The organism is Pseudomonas sp. K5002, from assembly GCF_013386655.1.
GTDB lineage: Bacteria > Pseudomonadota > Gammaproteobacteria > Pseudomonadales > Pseudomonadaceae > Aquipseudomonas.
The window spans coordinates 1-5,502 of the sequence record NZ_JACARK010000367.1 but is presented as its reverse complement, the minus strand read 5'-3'; the positions used below and the strand labels follow the sequence as shown (position 1 = coordinate 5,502).

6 protein-coding genes and 1 pseudogene are annotated in these 5,502 nt (G+C 55.1%); 2 read left to right on the top strand and 5 right to left on the bottom strand.

Annotation, left to right across the window (positions count from 1 at the left end):
* A pseudogene (locus HX846_RS39605) lies at window positions 1-164 on the bottom strand (GGDEF domain-containing protein); the annotation flags it as partial.
* A gap of 31 nt (window positions 165-195) precedes the next feature.
* Window positions 196-816: a LysE family translocator gene (locus tag HX846_RS17620; RefSeq protein WP_177009454.1), complete on the bottom strand. Its 621-nt coding sequence runs from the start codon at window positions 814-816 to the stop codon at window positions 196-198.
* 240 nt (window positions 817-1,056) lie between these two features.
* Between HX846_RS17620 and HX846_RS17615 the strand changes: the two genes are divergently transcribed.
* Window positions 1,057-1,623: a hypothetical protein gene (locus tag HX846_RS17615; RefSeq protein WP_003215135.1), complete on the top strand. Its 567-nt coding sequence runs from the start codon at window positions 1,057-1,059 to the stop codon at window positions 1,621-1,623.
* A 175-nt stretch (window positions 1,624-1,798) separates the two neighbouring features.
* On the opposite strand, the gene HX846_RS17610 is transcribed toward HX846_RS17615, so the two are convergent.
* A complete protein-coding gene (locus HX846_RS17610) occupies window positions 1,799-2,944 on the bottom strand; it encodes a serine hydrolase domain-containing protein (RefSeq protein WP_134326743.1) in 1,146 nt (381 codons plus the stop codon).
* Between the two features lie 71 nt (window positions 2,945-3,015).
* Window positions 3,016-4,083 carry a fatty acid desaturase gene (locus tag HX846_RS17605; RefSeq protein ID WP_003215138.1) on the bottom strand — a complete coding sequence of 356 codons (1,068 nt, stop codon included), beginning with the start codon at window positions 4,081-4,083 and terminating at the stop codon, window positions 3,016-3,018.
* A 315-nt stretch (window positions 4,084-4,398) separates the two neighbouring features.
* On the opposite strand from HX846_RS17605, the gene HX846_RS17600 reads away from it, so the two are divergent.
* Window positions 4,399-4,962 carry a recombinase family protein gene (locus HX846_RS17600; protein WP_177019791.1) on the top strand — a complete coding sequence of 188 codons (564 nt, stop codon included), beginning with the start codon at window positions 4,399-4,401 and terminating at the stop codon, window positions 4,960-4,962.
* 159 nt (window positions 4,963-5,121) lie between these two features.
* Here HX846_RS17600 and HX846_RS17595 read toward each other — a convergent pair.
* Window positions 5,122-5,502 (bottom strand): AAA family ATPase (locus tag HX846_RS17595; RefSeq protein ID WP_178965796.1); only part of this gene is annotated, 381 nt, incomplete at its 5' end.

Sequence of the window (5,502 nt, the reverse complement as noted above, 5' to 3'; positions counted from 1 at the left end):
AAACCGGCGGTCCAGTACAGCAGCGACGGTTCGCGAACGTTGCGCCACTCGACCGCCAGGTACAGCGCGGCGGCGCCTGCCAGGGCGATGGTGAGGACCAGTATGGTGATGGGGTCGAGCGCCATGGGCGAACTGGCCTGCCTGAGTTGCGGTGAGACGGCGATTGTAAGCGTTTTCGCCGGTTTTTCGCAGTGCTCAGGCCCTGCGCGCCATCAGCAATACCGTCGCGGCAGCCGACAACAACCCCGCACAGCAGCGGTTGAAAATCCGCTTGCCCCGAGGCTGCGCGAACCAGCGGCGCATATGCAAACCCATATAGGCGTAGGCGCTGATGGCGAACCATTCCAGCGCCAGAAACATCGCTCCCAGCAGGGCGAATTGCGGCGTGATCGGACGTGCCGGGTCGACGAATTGCGGCAGGAAGGCGGTAAAAATCAGGATTGCCTTGGGATTGCCGGCGGCCACCAGGAACTCCTGTCGCGCCAAGGCCCACAAGCCCGCCTTGGGCGCCGTCGACTCAGCCTCCGCGTGCGGATTGGACCGCCACAGTTGATACGCCAGATAAAATAGATACGCCGCCCCCAGGATCTTGATCCCGTAGAACAACAACTCCGAGGTTTGCAGCACCACCGCCAGCCCGGCGGACGCGAGTGCGATCATCCCGGCAAAGGCCAGCAGTCGCCCGACGCCTGCCAGGCACGAAGTGCGGTAGCCGTAGCGGGTGGAGTTGCTCACGGACAGCAGGTTGTTCGGGCCTGGCGCCATGTTCAGGGCGAAGCAGGCCGGGAGGAAGAGGGTGAGGGTGGCGAGGTCCATGGGGGGCTCCGGCGGGCGCAGGCAGGTAAGGCCACGAGGATAAGGGATGTGAGGCGGTTGAACAATTTGCGCTAATGGGTAGAACCGATGGCGCTCTGGCCATGTCTGTGAGTCGTGGGTAAATAGATCGGTCACCATGACGCTCATTCGTTAATATGCCCGGCATGCCAATCGGGTAAAGGAAGTTGGCGTGAAGCACGAAGCGCTTTTCCCGGGAATTAAAAATAGAGTAGGCAGGGAATGGAATATCCTTCATTTGAAAACAAATCAAAGAAAAGAACCTTGTTGTTGGTGGTGTGTCTGTTATTTGGAGCATGGATTGCTTATACGCTCTGGGCCGGTCGCATTGTAATGCGAACGGTTTTAATGCCATCGATTCCCGAGTGGACGACCTATATAGTCATTGGTTGTCTGGTTGGACTCTTTTTTGCTGCAAGGGCCACCTACTATCGTCCGGCTGTAAGAAACCCGAACCGTGTTGGAGAATCTTTTTTTGGTGGTTTTTGCCTGGGTCTGATTTTGTCCTTGCACAGTTATGACGTCGTTACGTACCTGTTGCCCGGCGACATTGTTCAGTATGCGTCACCTTACGAGCTGGTGACTCCGGGGCCCTACGTTGGAAAGTTCAGTCGTTGTGAGGCGGGTCTGCGGATTAAGGATTTAAAGACTGAGCGCTGGGTTGCGCTTTGTACCACTCAGTCGGAATTCAACGATCAAAGAAAGACAGGCATGAATGCAGTGTGGGTGACTGCTCATTCAAACGAGATAGGTTCTTATATCGAGGCGTATGAATTTATTTATAAATAAATCATGTCGTCGTTGTACCAGCCTTCGTTCATAAGCCAATGACTCATTGTTGGCCAGGAGGGGAAGGTTTCGGTTTGCCATCAGCCACTTGTGTCTTGCCAAAAACTTGCTGCGTTGCATTCGGCAGTATTGCGCCCCCTTGAAAGCCTCAGATGAACAGATCCGCCCCTTGCCTTCAAAGCGACGCATAGACAAGGGATGAAAGTCGGCGGGGGCGTGGATCAATCATCGAATGGCTGCCCGAAGTCGTGGTGACAAAACCGAAGCTCACTTGTTTTTCGGGATCAGCGAAACTGATCGGGCCACCAAGCCCGATATGGCCAAAGGTGTTCGGGCCCATTGCATGGGAAGCCGTCGGGTCGCGTTGCTGCTCGAGCATGCAACCCAATCCATAACGCATGGGGCGCATCCATACTCGATCCATGCCATGACTGTGCTCACGGCTGAATTCAGTAAGCAGCTCGGGACCGATAAAGTTTCCTGCCATCAATGCACTGTAGAAACCGGCCAGGCCGTGAGCCGAACCGTGTCCACACACGGCGGGTTGCCGGTAGGCCCACCAGCGAGGGTCACTGGTTCGTCTGGGCACCATTCCGGGGTTGGTGAAGGCGAGCGTCGCGATATGCGACGGCTCGTTTTTCACCACGGTTCGCAACGCCTGCGAGTAAGGGTCACCGACTCGTCCCGTGGCACTGTCGAAACGCGCGATACGATGAAAGTGTTCTTCGTTCACGCCGAGGTGCACGTCCAACTCATGGGGATCGAGAATCTCTTCGTGGATAAACACACAGGGATCTCGTCCGTCCACCCGGCGAATCAACTCTCCGAGGATCCAGCCAAACGTGGTGGTGCCGTAGCCCAGGTCTGTTCCCGGTTCCCACCACAGCGGCTCGGCCTCCAGCAGTCGCAGCATATGCTCCCAGTCATACATCATGGGGTTGTGGTCGGGCCCCCGCAGCGCCGGCAGGCCTGCGGTATGGTTCATCACCTGGCGCAGGGTGACCTTTGCTTTCCCGCTCCGGGCGAACTCGGGCCAGTAACGGGCCACGGGTGCATCCAGCTCCAGCTTGCCCGCCTCAACCAACATCAGGACGGCCACCGCGACATAGGGTTTTATTACGCAGAAGGTATTGGCCAGCGTATCGCGGGTCCAGGGTTTCGTCCCCGCCTGGTCTGCCATGCCGGCCCACAGGTCGACAACGATCTCTGCGCCTACCTGCACGCACAGGCCGGCCCCACGTTCCTGCGGATCATCGAACATGTCCTCGAAGGCCTGCTTGACCGCTTCAAACTGCTTCGCACATATCCCTTGCGCTTTCATACCTCAACGTCCTCGTATTTGAAGTGCGGCCCTTGATACTTGCCGAACACGGATAATGGTTGTGGAGGAATTCACCCACGAGACCGAGTTTGGGAGTGCTCCATGGAAAAGCGATTGGCTCGTTTGTAGGTGCCGAAGTCATTGAACCTGACACCGGCCTGGGCCATGACTTTATGAGCATAAGGTGCCGTCATCTGACGCAGATAAAACGGGTCTCTCACCACGAAGTGATGGATGCTGTGAGTGCTGCCAAAGTTAAAACAGAACAACTGGAACGGCCACAGCCACCAAGGGTTCATCACCTGGGTTTGTTGTAATGCGTTACGCGGGGCAACATCGCCGTAATAGTGCATATTTGAACTTATAAAGAACAGGCAGAACTGCCGTATCATATTGGGCGCTATAAGAATAACCACTGCGCTATTGACGATATCCATTAATTCCAGCGTCGTAGCTGAACTGTGAACCTCCATCCCGGTAATTGACCCAAGCCAGACATACAGGTGGTAGCCGAGGAACACATACCAGCACCCCCAATACAGAAGCCCGAATGGTGTATTGAGCCGAATGATCTTGCCTAACAATTTTACCTTTTGCCGCCATCCCGGGGCAAACACCGCATTTAGAAAACCAAATACAAAGCCGTCCACCAGTTTCAGTAATCGCAGTATTCCCCAAGGACTGCCGCTCGTGGTGATCCAGGCTTCAACATCAGAATCAGTTCCGGACTCCTTATGGTGATGAAAGTGCAGACTGCGTCTTAGCCACGGGCTGGGCATACCCGGGCGTGCCAGCCAGCAGAAGAGCATCATGGCATTATGGGCCAGCGGCTGTTTTCTAAAATAAAGGCGATGAATCAGGTCATGTTCGATTTCATGAATGAACGAAGTCAGCAGCGCATTGACCAGAATACACATCCATGCGGGGATAAAACCCTTTAGATAGAGCCCTCCCGTAATGACCATCCCTATCAGGGAAAACGCCATGACACTCGCGCCCAGAGCATCCTGGTGCTGCAGGATCGGATAACGCTTTCGCAGGTAGTTCCCATGATCGGTAATACTGCGGGTTACCTTATCAATCTTTTCCTGATCGGTAGTTGGGCGATCAATTTCGATGGCGCCTTCCAAGACATTCATCCATTCATCCTCTGATTGCATCGAGAAATTAACAGCCGCGTCAAGCCGGTCATGTCAATTGTTTGAGCTGTAAAACAGTAGATACTCATATGGGTTGCTTGAGTTGCACGGGGCGTTCAAGGAATACGAAATCGACTTTTTTGCGAAAAGCTTGTTAGAATTCCATGCTTCAAAATGATAAGGGAAGTTCAACTCTTTGCAACTGTGTATTTTGGGTGGGTTCAGTGTTACAAGTGCGGTGTAAGGAATTGATGATTTAGTTACAGCTTGTACAAGTATAAAATGACGCTGTACAAGTATTGCCAAGGAGGCACCATGAGATTGCATCGCATCAAATATTTCCGGCGCGCTCTAAAAGAGCCCGAGGGTGGCGTAGAGAAAATAACAAGCGACGATGTATTTGATGCCGTGTTTTGCGATGAGCCGGCAGACAATGCCGCGAATCCTGCAGGCCTGGAAAGGCTACTCCGCTACCTGCAGTGCGGGGATACCGTGGTGGTGGACAGCATGGCAGCGCTGACTTCAAGCACGGAGCAGCTGTGCGCCATCATTCGCCGGTTGATTGAAAAGCAGGTCACGCTGGAGTGTTTGAACGAAAACCTGGTTTTCCGGCATGACTGTCTTGAAGTCGTGGAGTCGATCATTGCGGTAATGGAGCTGATTGCAGAGTTCGAGCGCGCTGCGATGAGGGAAAGACAGGCGGCGGGAATTGCCAGTGCAAAGAATCGTGGGACTTATAGAGGTCGCAAGAAAAAGCTGTCTGACAATCAGGTTGTAAACTTGATTGACCGGGCCACTGCAGGAGAAAGTAGATCCAAATTGGCGCGTGATTTTGAAATCAGTCGGCAGACGCTCTATCGGTACCTGAGGTCCAGATAGGGGCTTCTTCAGGTCGCACGAGGGAGCGGCTGCCAACAAGATCCTACAGTTGAAAAAACCTGTCAGGACGGCATGGCCCGAGGGCGGTGGAAGTCTTGCCATCAATGATTTCTTCACTGGCAAGACGACCCACTATCGCGGCCAACGCTCCTGCTCCCTCTATTCAAGGCAGCCTTCAGATGCTGCGGGCAAGCGCTCGAGAAACTCGGCGATCTGCTGGCCACCGCGCAAGTGCACCACGGGCACCGACGGGCCTGCCGCCAACCGCACCGCCTCGATACCTGGCCGGTGGCCGCGATCAAACGTCCACACGTACTTCAGGAATGTCAGGAACTCCCGGTCGAGTTTCTCGGTACAGCCGGCGGGAATATCCGGGCGCGGGCGGTTCAGCGCACTGCGCAGGATCACCCGGGTAAAGCAGGTGAGCCGTGGCGTGTCGAGCCAGATGATCAAATCGGCACGGGGCAGGCGCAGGTCGAACGTGCGCCGCGCATAGTTGCCTTCACACACCCAGCCATCGGCGGCAACGGCGTCGCGCAC

Coding starts and splice junctions, on each gene's coding strand:
- HX846_RS17615 (WP_003215135.1), top strand. CDS start 1,057: ATGGAATATCCTTCATTTGAAAACAAATCAAAGAAAAGAACCTTGTTG.
- HX846_RS17610 (WP_134326743.1), bottom strand. CDS start 2,944: ATGAAAGCGCAAGGGATATGTGCGAAGCAGTTTGAAGCGGTCAAGCAG.
- HX846_RS17600 (WP_177019791.1), top strand. CDS start 4,399: ATGAGATTGCATCGCATCAAATATTTCCGGCGCGCTCTAAAAGAGCCC.
- HX846_RS17605 (WP_003215138.1), bottom strand. CDS start 4,083: ATGAATGTCTTGGAAGGCGCCATCGAAATTGATCGCCCAACTACCGAT.
- HX846_RS17620 (WP_177009454.1), bottom strand. CDS start 816: ATGGACCTCGCCACCCTCACCCTCTTCCTCCCGGCCTGCTTCGCCCTG.